7 protein-coding genes and 2 pseudogenes are annotated in these 14,599 nt (G+C 72.4%); 7 read left to right on the plus strand and 2 right to left on the minus strand.

The window, feature by feature from the left end:
* From HG542_RS31670 to HG542_RS31700, 7 genes are all read left to right on the plus strand, one after another.
* A partial coding sequence (locus tag HG542_RS31670) for a type I polyketide synthase (RefSeq protein ID WP_171087591.1) occupies nucleotides 1–7,318 on the plus strand: 7,318 nt, incomplete at its 5' end.
* Nucleotides 7,315–8,574 (plus strand): crotonyl-CoA carboxylase/reductase, encoded by a 1,260-nt coding sequence (gene ccrA / locus HG542_RS31675; protein ID WP_171087597.1) that lies wholly within the window; start codon nucleotides 7,315–7,317, stop codon nucleotides 8,572–8,574. The genes HG542_RS31670 and ccrA, both read left to right, overlap by 4 nt.
* Nucleotides 8,575–8,627: 53 nt before the next feature.
* Complete coding sequence (locus HG542_RS31680) at nucleotides 8,628–9,827, plus strand: cytochrome P450 (RefSeq protein WP_171087599.1); 1,200 nt, start codon at nucleotides 8,628–8,630, stop codon at nucleotides 9,825–9,827.
* Nucleotides 9,828–9,968: 141 nt separating this feature from the next.
* Nucleotides 9,969–11,072: a tyrosine-protein phosphatase gene (locus HG542_RS31685; protein ID WP_171087600.1), complete on the plus strand. Its 1,104-nt coding sequence runs from the start codon at nucleotides 9,969–9,971 to the stop codon at nucleotides 11,070–11,072.
* Between the two features lie 114 nt (nucleotides 11,073–11,186).
* A complete protein-coding gene (locus HG542_RS31690) occupies nucleotides 11,187–12,398 on the plus strand; it encodes a cytochrome P450 (RefSeq protein ID WP_171087602.1) in 1,212 nt (403 codons plus the stop codon).
* An 8-nt stretch (nucleotides 12,399–12,406) separates the two neighbouring features.
* On the plus strand, nucleotides 12,407–12,628 hold the full coding sequence (locus tag HG542_RS31695; RefSeq protein ID WP_171087604.1) for a ferredoxin: 222 nt from the start codon (nucleotides 12,407–12,409) through the stop codon (nucleotides 12,626–12,628).
* 315 nt (nucleotides 12,629–12,943) lie between these two features.
* Nucleotides 12,944–13,585, plus strand: coding sequence for a LuxR C-terminal-related transcriptional regulator (locus tag HG542_RS31700; protein ID WP_368857191.1), 642 nt, complete (start codon nucleotides 12,944–12,946; stop codon nucleotides 13,583–13,585).
* A gap of 141 nt (nucleotides 13,586–13,726) precedes the next feature.
* Here HG542_RS31700 and HG542_RS31705 read toward each other — a convergent pair.
* Both HG542_RS31705 and tnpA read right to left on the minus strand, forming a co-directional pair.
* Nucleotides 13,727–14,011: pseudogene (locus HG542_RS31705) on the minus strand (cytochrome P450); the annotation flags it as partial.
* A gap of 143 nt (nucleotides 14,012–14,154) precedes the next feature.
* Nucleotides 14,155–14,583, minus strand: a pseudogene (gene tnpA / locus HG542_RS31710) (IS200/IS605 family transposase).
* Nucleotides 14,584–14,599 lie beyond the last annotated feature (16 nt).

Raw genomic sequence — 14,599 nt, forward strand, 5'->3', positions numbered from 1 at the left:
CTGGGAGACCGTGGAGCGCGAGGACCTGGAGGCCCTCGCCGGCACCCTGGACATCCGCGCCGAGGACTCCTTCGGCGATGTGCTGCCGCGTCTGTCGTCGTGGCGGCGACAGCGCAAGGAGCAGTCCGCCGTGGACGGCTGGCGCTACCGGGAGACGTGGAAGCGTCTGAGCGGTCTCAACTCGTCCGGCTTCGGCGGCACTTGGCTGCTGGCCGTTCCCGAGGAGGAGAACGAGCAGGCAGCCGCGGTCCGCGCCGCGCTCGCCGCCCGTGGTGCCGACATCGCGACCCTGGCCGTCGGCCCCGCGAGCGACCGCGACGGCCTGGCCCGGGAGCTGGCCGGGCTCGGACCGGTCGACGGCGTGCTGTCCCTGCTGTTCACCGACAGCCCCGTGCTGTCCACGCTGCTGCTCGTCCAGGCCCTGGGCGACGCCGGCATCGACGCCCCGCTGTGGTGCCTCACCTCGGGCGCGGTGGCGGTGGACGGCTCCGACGCGGTGCGCAACGCCCGGCACACCCAGGTCTGGGGCCTGGGCCGGACCGCCGCCCTCGAACTGCCGCGGCGCTGGGGCGGTCTGATCGACCTGCCCGGGACCGTCGACGACCGGGCCGCGACTCGCCTCGCCGAAGTGCTGGGACAGGCCCGCACGGGCCGGTGGGAAGAAGACCAGCTCGCCGTCCGTGCCTCCGGCGTCTTCGCCCGGCGCATCGCGCACGCCCCGGCCCGCCCGGCCACCCGCCGCTGGCAGCCGCGCGGCACCGTCCTCGTCACCGGCGGCACCGGCGCCCTCGGCGGGCACGTCGCCCGCTGGCTGGCGCGCAACGGCGCCGAACACCTCGTGCTCACGAGCCGCCGCGGCGCGGACGCGCCCGGTGCCGCCGAACTGCAGGCGGAACTCGAGGAGTCGGGCGCCCGCGTCACCGTCGCCGCCTGCGACGTGGCCGACCGCGCCGCCGTGGCCGACCTGCTGGCCGCGCACACCTTCACCGCCGTCGTGCACACGGCCGGGGTAGCCGACGCCGGCATGCTGACCGAGACCACCCCGGCCGAGTTCGCCGCCGCGCTCGCCGCCAAGGCCGACGGCGCCGCACACCTCGACGAGCTGCTGGGCGAGCAGGAGCTGGACGCCTTCGTCCTCTTCTCCTCGATCTCCGGTGTCTGGGGCAGCGGCGGCCAGGCTGCCTACGCGGCCGGCAACGCCTTCCTCGACGGCCTCGCGCGGCAGCGCCGCGCCCGCGGCCTCACCGCGACCGCCGTCTCCTGGGGACCGTGGGCCGACGGCGGCATGGTCCAGGACGGCGACGACGAGGAGCGGCTGCGCCGCCGCGGACTGCACGTGATGGCCCCCGAGTCGGCGATCACCGCCCTGCACCGGGTCCTCGACCGCGACGAGCCGCTGCTGACCGTGGCGGACGTCGAATGGCCGCGCTTCATCGTGCCGTTCACCCTCGGCCGCCCGAGCCCGCTGCTCGGCGACCTCCCCGCGGTGCGCGAGACACTGGCCGAGAACGCCCCCGTGGAGCAGCCCGGTTCCGGGGCGCTCGCCGGGAGCCTGGCCGGACTGGGCCGGGACGAGCAGGAACGTCTCCTCGTCGACCTCGTCCGCACCCACGCGGCCACCGTGCTCGGACACCGCGGTGCCGGTGCCATCGAGGCCGACCGGCCCTTCCGGGACCTGGGCTTCGACTCCCTGACGGCGGTGGAACTGCGCAACCGGCTCAACGAGGCCACCGGCCTGGCCCTGCCCACCACCCTGGTCTTCGACCACCCCACGGCAGCCGACCTCGCCACCCACCTGCGCACCGAACTCACCGGCGGCGAAAGCCCGGAGGCGACGGCCGAGGCCGCGGCCGCGGTGCTGGACGAGCCGATCGCCATCATCGGCATGGCCTGCCGCTACCCCGGCGGCGTCCAATCGCCCGAGGACCTGTGGGAGCTGGTCGTCACCGGCCGCGACGGGATCACGCAGTTCCCCGGCAACCGCGGCTGGGACATCGAGGCGCTCCACCACCCGGACCCCGACCACCCCGGCACCACCTACACCACCCAGGGCGGATTCCTGCACGACGCGGACGGGTTCGACCCGGCCGTCTTCGGGATCAGCCCGCGCGAGGCCGTCGCCATGGACCCCCAGCAGCGGCTGCTGCTGGAGACCACCTGGGAGACCTTCGAACGGGCCGGCATCGCCCCCGACACGGTGCGCTCCACCGGCACCGGCGTCTTCATCGGCTCCGGCTACCAGGACTACGCCGCCCGCCCGATCAAGGTTCCCGACGGTGCCGAGGGCTATCTCTCCACCGGCAACTCGGCCAGCGTGATCGCCGGCCGCCTGTCCTACACCTTCGGCCTGCAGGGCCCGTCGGTCACGGTCGACACCGCGTGCTCGTCCTCACTGACCGCCCTGCACCTGGCCGTCCAGGCGCTGCGCAACGGCGAGTGCTCGATGGCGCTGGCCGGCGGCGTGATGGTGATGTCCGGTCCGTCGGCGTTCACGATGTCGAGCCGGCAGCGTGCCCTGTCCGTCGACGGCCGCTGCAAGGCGTTCTCCGCGTCGGCCGACGGCACCGGGTTCGCCGAGGGCGTGGGCCTGGTCCTGGTCGAGCGGCTCTCCGACGCGCGCCGCAACGGGCACGAGATCCTGGCCGTGGTGCGCGGCAGCGCGGTCAACCAGGACGGTGCGTCCAACGGCCTGACCGCGCCCAGCGGCAAGGCCCAGCAGCAGGTCATCCGACAGGCACTGGCCAACGCCCGGCTCGCGCCGGACGGGGTGGACGCCGTGGAGGCCCACGGCACCGGCACCCGGCTCGGCGACCCGATCGAGGCGCAGGCACTGCTGGCCACGTACGGCAAGGACCGTGAACAGCCGCTGTGGCTCGGCTCGTTGAAGTCCAACATCGGCCACTCGCAGGCGGCCGCGGGCGTCGGCGGCGTCATCAAGATGGTGATGGCCATCCGCAACGGCGTGCTGCCGCAGACGCTGCACGTCGACGAGCCGACCCCGGACGTCGACTGGTCGGCGGGGAACGTCCGCCTGCTGACCGAGCAGATCGCCTGGCCCGACCGGGGCAGGCCCCGCAGGGCCGCCGTCTCCTCGTTCGGCATGAGCGGCACCAACGTGCACACCATCATCGAGCAGGCACCCGCAGAGCAGGTCCCCGAGGCGGAGGTTGCCGCCGACGGTTCCCCGGACGTCGTCCCGTGGGCGCTGTCCGCCAAGTCCGCACGCGCCCTGCGCGAGCAGGCCCGCCGGCTGCTCGGCCACCTCGACCGCACCGCCGGGCTCGAACTGGCCGACGTGGGCCGCGCCCTGGTGACCACGCGGGCACAACTGGAGCACCGGGCCGTGGTCGTGGGCCGCGACCGGGAGGAGCTGCGGGCCGGGCTCGCGGCACTCGCCGACGGCGAACCGTCGGACAGCGTGGTCCAGGGCTCCGTCGGCGCCTCCGGCAAGGTCGCCTTCGTCTTCCCCGGCCACGGCTCGCAGTGGACGGAGATGGCCAGGGAACTCCTGGAGACCTCCCCGGTCTTCGCCGAGCAGGCGCAGGCCTGCGCAGCGGCCTTCGCCCCCTACCTCGACTGGCCGCTGCTCGACGTCCTGCGCGCCGCACCCGGTGCGCCGGACCTCGGCGACGTGGAGGTCGCCCAGCCCGCTCTGTTCACCGTGATGGTGTCGCTGGCCGCGCTGTGGCGCTCGTACGGAGTGACGCCCGCGGCCGTGATCGGCCACTCGCAGGGCGAGGTCGCCGCCGCGTACGTGGCGGGGGCGCTCACGCTGGAGGACGCGGCCAGGATCGTGGCGCTGCGCAGCCAGGTGCTGCTCAAGCTGGTGGGCAAGGGCGCGATGCTGGCCGTCGCGATGCCCGCCGACCGGGTGCGCGCCCGGCTGGAGGCGTACGGGGACCGGCTCTCGGTCGCCGCCGTCAACGGGCCCGCCACGCTGACCGTCTCCGGTGACCCGGACGCGGCCGACGAACTGCTGGCGGAGCTCGAAGCCGAGGGTGTGCGCGTGCGCAAGGTCCGCGGCGCCACCGGCGCCGGGCACTCCGCCCAGGTCGAGAACCTGCGTGCGGAACTGCTGGAGCTGCTGGCCCCGGTCGCGCCGCGCGCCGCGGAGATCCCCTTCTACTCCACGGTGACCGGCACCGCCCTGGACACCACGTCCCTGGACGCCGGGTACTGGTACCGCAACGCCCGCCGGACCGTGGAGTTCGAGCGGACCGTCCGGGTGCTGCTGGAGGACGGGCACGGCGTGTTCGTCGAGTGCAGCCCGCACCCGCTGCTGGTCGGCGCCGTGCAGGAGATCGCCGAGGACGCGGACGCCGACGCCGTGGCCGGTGCCTCGCTGCGCCGGGACCACGGCGGCATGGACCGCTTCCTGCGCTCGGTGTCCGAACTGCACGTGAACGGCGTCCACGTGGACTGGTCGGTGCCCTTCGCCGGGCACCCCGTGCGCCGCGCGGAGCTGCCGACGTACGCGTTCCAGCGGCAGCGGTACTGGCTGGAGGACGCCGACCCGGTGCCCGCGGGCGCCGATCCGGTCGAGGCCCGGTTCTGGGAACTGGTCGAGAGCGCGGACCTTTCGGAACTCGTCGGCGAACTCGGCACGGACGAGGCCGAGCTCATCGGCCCGGCGCTGCCGGTGCTCTCCTCGTGGCGGCGGCGCAACCGCGACAAGTCGCTGCTGGACGGCTGGCGTTACCGGGTCGCCTTCCGGCGGCTCGCGGAGGAGCCGGGCGCGCCCGCACTGGACGGCCTGTGGCTCGCCGTCCTGCCCGCCGGACTGGCGGACGGGGAATGCGCCCCCTGCGTCGTCGGTGTGCTGAGCGCCCACGGGGCCAAGGTCCGCGTGGTCGAACTCCCCGTCGGCTGCGACCGCGAGGAGGCCGCGGCCCGGCTGGCCGAGGAACTCGGCGGCGAACAGCCGTCCGGCGTCCTGTCCATGCTCGGTCTGGCGCCCGGCCTGCACCCGGACCACTCCACGCTCTCCGCGGGCCTCGCCGCGTCGGTGACCCTGCTGCAGGCGCTCGGCGACCTGGACCTCCAGGCACCGCTGTGGTGCGCGACCCGGGGCGCTGTCTCCACCGGTGCGTCCGACCCGCTGCGCGACGCCGGGCAGGCGCAGCTGTGGGGCATGGGCATCGTGGCCGCGCTGGAACAGCCCCGCCGCTGGGGCGGTCTGATCGACCTGCCCGAGGTGCTGGACGAGCACGCGCTGCGCCGTCTGGCCGGGGCACTGGCCCAGGACGGCGAGGACCAGCTGGCCGTGCGCGCGGACGGTGTGTTCGGCCGCCGCATGGTCCGGGCCCGGCCGGCCGAGGGGGAGCCCGCCACGCCGTGGCAGCCGCACGGCACCGTACTGATCACCGGTGGCACCGGCGGTGTGGGCCGGCACCTGGCCCGCTGGCTGGCCGGTGCGGGTGCGCAGCACCTGGTGCTGACGAGCAGGCGCGGCCCCGACGCCCCGGGTATGGAGGAGCTGAGTGCGGAGCTGACCGCGCTGGGCGCCGAAGTCACCGTCGCCGCCTGCGACATGGCCGACCGTGACGCGGTCGCCGGGCTGCTCGCCGGCATCGAGTCCCGGTACCCGCTCACCGCGGTGCTGCATGCCGCCGGCACGGCACGTTCGTCCCTGCTGGCCGACGCCGCACTGGAGGAGTTCGCCGAAGCGGCGGCCTCCAAGGTCGCGGGCGCCGTCCACCTGGACGAACTGCTGGGCGAGCGGGAGCTGGACGCCTTCGTCCTCTTCGCCTCCGGCGCCGGGGTCTGGGGCAGCGGCGGGCAGGCTTGCTATGCCTCGGCCAACGCCTTCCTCGACGCCCTGGCCCTGCGCCGCCGGGCCCGCGGGCTGACCGCGACCTCGGTGGCCTGGGGCGGCTGGGCCGGCGGCGGCATGGTCGACGACGCGGTCCAGGAGCGCGGCGAGAAGCGGGGCCTGGGCTTCATGGCTCCCGAACTGGCCCTCTCCGCCCTGCACCAGGCCGTCGAGCATGACGAGGCGGCCCTGACCGTCGCCCCGATCGACTGGGAACGGTTCCTGCCCGCCTTCACCGTGGGCCGGCCCAGCGCACTGCTGGCCGATCTGCCGGACGTGCAGCGGCTGCTGGCGGCCGAACAGGCCGCCGGGGAGCCCGAGGGCGAAGCGGCTCTGGCGGCCGAGCTCGCCGGGCTCTCCGCGGCCGAGCAGGAGGAACGGCTCCTGGAGCACGTCCGGGCGCAGAGCGCTGTGGTCCTGGGCCACGCCTCCGCCGAGGACGTGCCGCCCACGGCGCGGTTCCTGGAGCTGGGCTTCGACTCGCTCACCGCGATCGACCTGCGCCGGCGCCTGTCGGCCGCGACCGGTCTGAAGCTGCCCGCCGGGCTGGCCTTCGACCACCCCTCGCCCGCCAAGCTCGCCAGGCACCTGCAGTCCCTGCTCGCGGGTTCCGGGCGCGATGCCGCCGAGGAACGGCCGGCCGACATGCTGGTGCAGCTCTACCGGCACGCCAGCGAGACCGGGGCGGCCGGCGAGGCCATGGGCATGCTCATGGAGGCGGCCCGCTTCCGGCCCTCCTTCGAGCGGCCCGAGGAACTGGCCGAACGGCCCGTACCGGTGCGGTTCTCGCACGGTGACGCGCCTGCTCCGCTGATGTGCTTCTCGCCGTACGTCGTTCCGGCCGGGCCGCACCAGTACGCGCGGTTCGCCGCCTCCTTCCGGGACACGGTGGACATGTGGGCGCTGACCCAGCCCGGCTACGAGCCGGGCGAGTTGGTCCCGTCCGACCTGGACGCCGTGCTGCGGCTGCACGCGCAGACCGTGCTGGAGTGCGCGGGCGGCCGGCCGCCGGTCCTGCTCGGCTACTCCTCGGGCGGCTGGATCGCCCACGGGGTGGCGGCGCAGCTGGAGGCCATGGGCGTGAAGCCGGCGGCCGTGGTGATGGTCGACAGCTTCAGCCGGTCCATTCCGTTCGACCCCCAGGTGCTCAACGCGATGGCCCAGGCACAGTCGCAGCGCCTGGACTACATGAAGTCCGGCGGCGAACAACTCACCGCAATGGGCTGCTACATGCGCCTGTTCGAGGACTGGGACGCGCCGTCGATCGCCGCACCGACCCTGCTGGTGCGCGCGAGCGAGTCCCTGCCGACCGCCGGCGCGGACGGTGACGGACGCGCGGCGCCGCCCGAGCACGTGGACACGATCGTCGAAGTGCCCGGAAACCACTACTCGATGCTGGAGGACCACGCCGGCACCACCGCGGCCGCGGTCCGGTCCTGGCTTGCGGACACCGTCGAGTTCACCAACCCCCTTGCAGAAGACAGCGAAGCTGGGAGTAAAGCATGACGAAGGCGCTCTACGAGATCGGCGAGATCCCGCCGCTCGGCGAGGTCCCGCAGCAGATGTACGCCTCGGTGATCCGCCAGGACCGTTTCGGCGAGCCCAAGCAGGCGTTCCGGACCGAGGTCGTCGACGTCCCCCGGGTGGGCCGGGGCCAGGTGCTGGTCTATGTGATGGCCGCCGGCATCAACTACAACAACGTGTGGTCCTCGCTGGGCAAGCCCGTCGACGTCATCGGGATGCGGCAGCGCCAGGGACAGCCGGAGGACTTCCATATCGGCGGCTCGGAGGGCTCCGGCGTGGTGTGGGCCGTCGGCGACGGCGTCCGCAACGTCTCGGTCGGCGACCACGTGGTGCTCACCAGCGGCCAGTGGGACGAGAGCGCCGAGGACATCCGGCTGGGCACCGACCCCCTGATCTCGACCAGCACCCAGGCCTGGGGCTACGAGACCAACTACGGCTCGTTCGCCCAGTTCTGCCTGGTCGACGAGTACCAGTGCCACCCCAAGCCCGCGCGCCTGTCGTGGGAGGAGTCGGCGGCCTTCCTGCTCACCGGCCCCACCGCCTACCGGCAGCTGTTCGGCTGGCAGGGCAACACGGTCGGCCCCGGCGACCCCGTGCTGATCTGGGGCGGCGCCGGCGGCCTCGGCTCGATGGCCATCCAGCTCGTGAAGATGGCCGGCGGCATCCCGATCGCCGTGGTCTCCGACGAGGTCCGCGCCGAGTACTGCCGCGGCCTCGGGGCCCAGGGCACCATCAACCGCCGCGAGTTCGACCACTGGGGCCGGCTGCCCGACGTCGACGACGCCGAGGGGTCGGCGCGGTTCCTGCGCGGCGCCCGCGGGATCGGCAAGAAGATCTGGGAGATCCTCGGCGAGCGCAGGTCCCCGAAGATCGTGCTGGAGCACAGCGGCCAGGACACCCTGCCGACGTCGATGTACCTGTGCGACAACGGCGGCATGGTCGTGATCTGCGGCGGCACCTCCGGCTACAACGGCGACATCGACCTGCGGCACCTGTGGATGCGCTCCAAGCGTCTCCAGGGCTCGCACTACGCGGGCGTCCGCGAGTGCCGCGAGGTCATCCGCCTGGTGGACGTCGGCCTGATCGACCCCTGCCTGGCCGCCTGCGAAGGCTTCGAGGACATCGGGCACATGCACCAGATGATGCACGACAACGTGCACCCCTCCGGGAACATGGCCGTCCTCGTGAACGCGACCGGCCGCAACCAGACGACGCTCGAACTCCCCACCGCCGCCTGACGGTTGCCGCCGCACCGAACCACCCCTCTTCATCAGCAAGTGCAAGGAGAGTCATGACCGACGCCACCACCGGGGCACCCGCCGTTCCCAAGGCCCGCAGCTGCCCGTTCCTGCCGCCGGACGGCATCGCCGGCATCCGGGAGACCGCCCCGGTGTCCCGGGCCACCTTCACCAGCGGCCAGGAGGCCTGGCTGGTGACCGGCTACGAGCAGGTGCGCGCCCTGCTGCGCGACCCGTCGTTCAGCGTCCAGGTGCCGCACGCGCTGCACACCCAGGACGGTGTCGTGACCCAGAAGCCGGGCCGCGGCAGCCTGTTGTGGCAGGACGAGCCGGAGCACACCGTCGACCGCCGGATGCTCGCCAAGGAGTTCACCGTCCGGCGCATGCAGGCGCTGCGGCCGAACATCCAGCGCATCGTCGACGAGCACCTGGACGCCATCGAGGCCCAGGGCGGCCCCGTCGACCTGGTGAAGACCTTCGCCAACCCGGTGCCGTCCATGGTGATATCCGACCTGTTCGGCGTGCCGGTCGAGCGCAGGGAGGAGTTCCAGGAGATCGCCGAGGCGATGATGCGCGTCGACCAGGACGTCGCCGCCACCGAGGCCGCCGGCATGCGACTGGGCGGCCTGCTCTACCAGTTGGTGCAGGAGCGCCGGGCCAACCCGGGCGACGACCTGATCTCGGCGCTGATCACCACCGATGACCCCGAGGGCGTCATCGACGACATGTTCCTCATGAACGCCGCCGGCACCCTGCTGATCGCGGCGCACGACACCACCGCCTGCATGATCGGCCTCGGCGCGGCGCTGCTGCTGGACCGCCCCGACCAGCTGGCCCTGCTCCGCGAGGACCCGTCGCTGATCGGCAACGCGGTCGAGGAGCTGCTGCGCTACCTCACCATCGGCCAGTTCGGCGGCGAGCGCGTCGCCACCGAGGACGCCGAGATCGGCGGGGTGCGCATCGCCAAGGGCGAGCAGGTCGTCGCACACGTGCTGGCGGCCGACTTCGACCCGGCCTTCGTCGAGGACCCGGAGCGCTTCGACATCACCCGGCGCCCCGCCCCGCACCTGGCGTTCGGCTTCGGCCCGCACCAGTGCATCGGCCAGCAACTGGCCCGCATCGAGCTGCAGATCGTCTTCGAGACGCTGTTCCGCCGCTTCCCGACCCTGCGCCTGGCCAAGCCCGTGGAGGAGCTCCGCTTCCGCACCGACATGGTCTTCTACGGCGTGCACGAGCTGCCCGTCACCTGGTGACCCGCACAGCACCCTGAGTTCCGCCGCCGAGCAGCGCCCGTCAACTGCGGGCGCTGCTCGGTGCTTTCCGGGGGCAGGAGGGGGAGTGGGGGGCGGGGAATACTAGGGGTTGCCCTACTGGCCGGTACATAGCATCTGAGCATGGAGACTCCGCATGTTGTCCAACGGGCCGGCACGGTCCTGGCCGCCGCCGTCGTGCCCCTGGCGTTAGCCGCGCCCGCGGCGCTCGCCGTACCGCCGCCGGCTCCGGCGGTGACGGCGGTCACCCCGGCCGGGCAGTCGCAGCCGGCCGCGCACGCCATCCCGTTCACCGAGGCCACCGTCACGCAGCACGATGACGGCTCGTACTCGGTGAACTGGCGTGCTCAGGGCGTGCAGTCGGTGACCGTGTACGCCGACGGGCGGCAAGTGGCCCGCGGCGGGGCCGAGGAGAGCGTGACGGTCCGCGGGCTCCCGGCGGCCGACCGGCAGTGGTTCCGCCTCGTCCCCGACCGGGGCGACCCGCTGACCCTGGCGGACCGCTCGCTCCACCTCGCGAGCGCCCCCAACTTCCGTGATGCGGGCGGCTACCGGACCTCCGGCGGGCAGTGGGTGCGGATGGGTGTGCTGTACCGCACCGGCCAGCTGTCGAAGCTGACCGACGCCGACGTCGCCAAGCTCCAGCGCCTCGGCATCCGCACCGATTACGACCTGCGTGCCCCGGGGGAGCGGGCGAAGGCGCCGGACCGCATCCCGCAGGGCACCCGCTACGTGGTCGCCGACGTGACCGGCGAGGACGTGGACCTGCCCGCCACCCCCGAGCAGGCGGCCGAGCTGATGACCGAGGGCAACCGTGCCTACGTCTCCAGGGATTCGGCGCGCAAGGCCTACGGCGCCCTCTTCCGCGACGCCGCGAACCCGTCCGCGTACGCGCTGGCCTACCACTGCACGGCGGGCAAGGACCGCACCGGCTGGGCGAGTGCGGCCCTGCTGACCGCGCTCGGCGTCGACCGCGGCACGGTCATGCGCGACTATCTGGCGACCAATGAGTACCGGGCGGACGAGGTGAAGGAGATCCTCGATCAGGCGACACCCCACGACGCGGCCATCCTGAAGCCGGTGATCGAGGCGCGCACCGGATACCTGGATGCCTCTTTCGACGAGGTCGAGCGCCGGTACGGAACGTTCGAGAACTACCTGCACCAGGGCCTGGGACTGGACGACCGGACGCTGGCCGGATTGCGCAAGGCACTGCTGACGGACTGAATCCACGGGCGCCGCATGGAGCATCCGGAACGCCCTCGATGAACGCCCTTATTTTTTCGGGCAATACATGTATCACTCATTGTTGAATTCACCGATCGTTGTGAAAGGCGCGACATGACCGAGACCGACCTCCGCACCGGGTCGCCGGCCCTCGATTTCCCGCAGGACAGAACCTGTCCGTTCCAGCCGCCGCAGGAGTACACGGAGCTGCGGGAGCACGGCCCGCTGGCCAAGGTGCGGCTGTTCGACGGCCGCCCGGCGTGGCTGGTCCAGGGGCACGCCGAGGGCCGCGCCCTGCTCGCCGACCAGCGGCTGTCCTCCGACTGGGGCCACCCGGTCTTCCCCGTCGTCGTCCAGCGCACGGAGGGCCGCGGCGGGCTCGCGTTCCCGCTGATCGGTGTCGACGACCCCGAGCACGCCCGGCAGCGGCGCATGCTGATCCCGAGCTTCGGCGTCAAGCGCATGGCCGCCGTGCGCCCCATGATCCAGCGCGACGTCGACCGGCTGCTGGACGCCATGCTGGAGAAGGGCCCGACCGCGGACCTGGTGTCCGGCTTCGCGCTCCCCGTGCCGTCGCTGGCCATCTGCGCCCTGCTGGACGTCCCGTACAGCGACCACGACTTCTTCGAGGAGCGCTCCCGCGACTTCGTGGGCGCCAAGACCTCGGCGGAGGCCGACGCGGCCTTCGGCCAGCTGTACGCCTACCTCCACGGCCTGATCCAGCGGAAGCAGGCCGAGCCCGGGGACGGCCTGCTGGACGAGCTGATCGCCGTCCAGCTCGCCGAAGGCGCGCTGGACCTCGACGAGTTGACCATGATCACCCTGGTGCTGCTGGTGGCCGGGCACGAGACCACCGTCAACGCGATCGCCCTGGGCGCCCTGACGCTCCTCCAGCACCCCGAGCAGCTGGAGATGCTGCAGCGCGACCCGGGCATGATCTCCCAGGTGGTCGAGGAACTGCTGCGGTTCACCTCGGTGTCGGACTTCATGGTCCGGATGGCCAAGGAGGACATCGAGGTCGGCGGCCAGACCATCAAGGCCGGCGACGCCGTACTGGTCTCCATCACGCTGATGAACCACGACGAGGCCTCCTACGAGGACCCCTACACCTTCGACGTGCGGCGCAACGCACGGCACCACGTGGGCTTCGGCCACGGCATCCACCAGTGCCTCGGGCAGAACCTCGCGCGCGCCGAGCTCGAAATCGCCCTCGGCTCGCTCTTCGCCCGCATCCCCGGCCTCAAGCTGGCGGTCCCCCTCGACGAGGTGCCCATCAAGGCGGGCCACGACGCGCAGGGTCCGATCGAGCTCCCCGTGACCTGGTGAGGCGCGCAATGGACGCAAGGGAAACGGGCAGCGCCCCGCGCATCACCGTCGACCGCGACCGGTGCATCGGTGCCGGCCAGTGCGTGCTGGCCGCGCCCGAGGTCTTCACCCAGGACGACGACGGACTGGTCGACCTGCTCCCGGGACACGAGGATGCGGCGGGCGACGCGCACGTGCGCGACGTCCCCATGGCGTGTCCGGTACAGGCCGTGACGATCTCCGACGGCTGAGCCGGGCCGGCTGCGTACGACGAAGGCCCGCGACCGCGACGAGCGGTCGCGGGCCTTCGTGCGTCGGTCCGGGGCCGCATGGAGGGTGCGGGGTGGCGTAAAACCGTAGGGTCGTGGCGCGACTTCGACCGTACCGAACCCCGTCGGGGCGGCTACCCGCCGTATACCGAACCATTGATGCGGAGCCGCAGTCTTAAGTGCCTCCGATAGGGCGGTCGTTGACCGCCGGAGCGGTAGTTAACTAGCCTTCCAAACAGTTTCACCCTCCACAGCAAATTCATGAAGGGGAACTCCCTCTTGTCGAATGCAGCCCTCATGGCCCTTGATCCGGCGCGCTCCGCGGCTCACGACAACTCTTTCGGCCAGGCGAACCTGTGCATGGCGAGCCTCGATTCCGCCCTGACCATTCAGCAGGCGAACCAGGAATTCTTCCGGCAGTTCAACGGCTCGTCCGAGGAATTGTGCGGCCGCAGTTTCCGTGACGTGGTGCACCCGAGCGTCCGGCAGCCGCTGATGCGGCAGTTCTCGCATCTGCTGGAAGGCAAGCACCAGCGGTTCGTCAGCCCTGTCATCGCCGTCGGCCCCGGTGCGGAGTCGGCCTTCACGGTCCCCCTCACCGCGGTCGCGGTGCGCGGCGGCGTGCCCGACACCACCGCGATCCTGGTCATGATGCCCACGGCCCGCGACGCGGAGGAGACGCGCGTCGTCACCAACCGCAAGAAGATCCTTTCGGAGATGGACGCCCGCATCCTGGAGGGCATCGCCGCCGGCGTCTCCACCGTCCCCCTGGCCTCGCGCCTCTACCTCAGCCGGCAGGGCGTCGAGTACCACGTGACCTGCCTGCTGCGGAAGCTGAAGGTGCCCAACCGTGCCGCGCTGGTCTCCCGCGCCTACTCCATGGGCGTGCTCAAGGTCGGTATCTGGCCGCCCGAGGTGGTGGAGGACTTCGTGAAGTGAGGACGGACGGTTCCCGCGCACCGTCCGCCACTACCGGGGCACGACCAGGCTCGACACCGCACAGCCCCCGGCCGGCCAGGCGCGCCACCGTAACTACCCCTGCTGTCGTGGTGGTCGCAAGACCCCGCCGGACATGACCCGTCACCGGGTCCGCGGGCCGAGCTCCATACGGATGTCCTCGGCCGCCCAGAGCACGAACCGCTCGACCGGGGTCACCTCGTGTCCGGGGACCGGCCGGAACCGGAAGCGCTTGAGGAGGACGGCCAGCACCAGTTCCGCCCCGGCCATGGCCAGAGCGGTGCCCTCGCAACTGCGGGGCCCGAGGCCGAAGGGGATATAGGCCAGCCGCGGCCGCCCGGCCACCTCCTCCGGAGCGAACCGCTCGGGTACGAATGCTGTGGGTTCGGGCCAGTAGGTGGGTTTCAGGATGGGCTCTTGCGAGGAACCCCGGTCGTTCACGACCGGGAGGAATCGCATCCGGTGATCGCGACGCGGAGCGTCGCGGTGTCGTCGCCTCGGGCGCGGAGCGTCCGCAGGGCTGCCCGGCGGAGCCGGGGACGGCTCGCACATCAGCTGGGCCGCTTCTGGTTCTCGATGTACTCCTTGACCCCCGCGAGCGGGGCGCCGCCCACGGAGGCGGCGAAGTAGGACGGTGACCAGAAGTGCTCGCCCTACAGGTACCGGTTGGTATGGGCGGGGAATTCCTGACGCAGCCGGCGCGCGGAGACGCCCGTGAGGGAGCCGACCAGACGGGCCAGCGCGACCTTCGGCGGGTAATGAACGAGCAGGTGGACGTGGCCGGCCTCGCCGTTGAACTCGCGCAGCCCGGCGCCGAAGTCGCCGCACACGTCCCGCATGATCTCCTCGCAGCGGACGCGGAGTTCATCGGTGAACACCCCCCGCCGGTACTTGGGGGTGAAGACCAAGTGTGCGTGCAGGCTGTAGAGAACGCTGCGTCCCCTGCGTATATCCGGGTTTGGTTCCCATCTCGGTGACACAGGTCAACTTCTAGGC

The sequence above is a fragment of the Streptomyces morookaense genome (genome assembly GCF_013030945.1).
GTDB lineage: Bacteria > Actinomycetota > Actinomycetes > Streptomycetales > Streptomycetaceae > Streptomyces > Streptomyces morookaensis.

Coding starts and splice junctions, on each gene's coding strand:
- ccrA (WP_171087597.1), top strand. CDS start 7,315: ATGACGAAGGCGCTCTACGAGATCGGCGAGATCCCGCCGCTCGGCGAG.
- HG542_RS31680 (WP_171087599.1), top strand. CDS start 8,628: ATGACCGACGCCACCACCGGGGCACCCGCCGTTCCCAAGGCCCGCAGC.
- HG542_RS31685 (WP_171087600.1), top strand. CDS start 9,969: ATGGAGACTCCGCATGTTGTCCAACGGGCCGGCACGGTCCTGGCCGCC.
- HG542_RS31690 (WP_171087602.1), top strand. CDS start 11,187: ATGACCGAGACCGACCTCCGCACCGGGTCGCCGGCCCTCGATTTCCCG.
- HG542_RS31695 (WP_171087604.1), top strand. CDS start 12,407: ATGGACGCAAGGGAAACGGGCAGCGCCCCGCGCATCACCGTCGACCGC.
- HG542_RS31700 (WP_368857191.1), top strand. CDS start 12,944: ATGGCCCTTGATCCGGCGCGCTCCGCGGCTCACGACAACTCTTTCGGC.